This window comes from Methanoculleus sp. UBA413, assembly GCF_002502935.1.
Lineage (GTDB): Archaea > Halobacteriota > Methanomicrobia > Methanomicrobiales > Methanoculleaceae > Methanoculleus > Methanoculleus bourgensis.
Genome location: NZ_DAQR01000117.1, coordinates 4521 through 5262, shown reverse-complemented (window position 1 = coordinate 5262; position 742 = coordinate 4521). Strand labels below are relative to the sequence as shown.

The 742-nt window shown below is 68.6% G+C and carries 1 protein-coding gene; it reads right to left on the bottom strand.

Annotated features, from left to right (window positions below):
• Positions 1–725, bottom strand: a 725-nt coding sequence (locus tag BP858_RS09765; RefSeq protein ID WP_349680577.1) for a nicotinate phosphoribosyltransferase, incomplete at its 3' end; no start/stop codon positions are given.
• Positions 726–742 lie beyond the last annotated feature (17 nt).

Genomic DNA, 742 nt, shown 5'->3' with positions numbered 1-742 from the left:
ATGCCGAAGGCGTCGGCGACGTCGCGGTAGGCGACGACATCCTCGCGCGAAAGCCCGCCCGAGAGGAAGATCTTCACGTCCGAATAGCCGTGGACATCGAGCTCCCAGCGCACCTCCTCGATGATCGCCCGCATATCCCCCCGCCGGGACCGCGGTGTGTCCAGCCTGACCGCCGTCGCCCCACACTCCGCCGCCCTGACCGCCTCCACCTTCTCGTCGGAGAGGGTGTCGCAGAGCATGATCCGCGGCACCTCCGGGCCCGCCTCCCGCGCAAACGCCCGCCAGGCATCCTCCGGCTGCGGGTAGCACATCACAAACGCATGCGGCATCGTCCCCGCGAGCGGGATCCCCTCAGGCGCACAGGTGTTGCTCGCAGCATCCACCCCACCGATCCAGGCCGCCCGCTCGATCATCGCGGCGATCGCCGGGTGCTGGCGGCGCGACCCGAAGGAGAAGACCGGCCGGTCCCGGGCGGCGAGCCGGATATGCGCCGCCGCCGACGCCACTCCCGAGGCGTGACAGAGGAACCCGAGGATGGCGGTCTCGTAGACCGCAAAATCCCGGTAGCGCCCCGATATCCTGAGGACCGGCTCGTTTCTGGAGAAGACCGAGCCCTCCGGCATCGCATCCACATCCACCGGGAGCCCCTCAAGCAGTCGAATGACATCATCAAGGCCGCAGAAGACCCCCCAGGGGTCCGGGAGCGCCGCAGCCGTGACCTCCATCGTGACATGAGGATTGA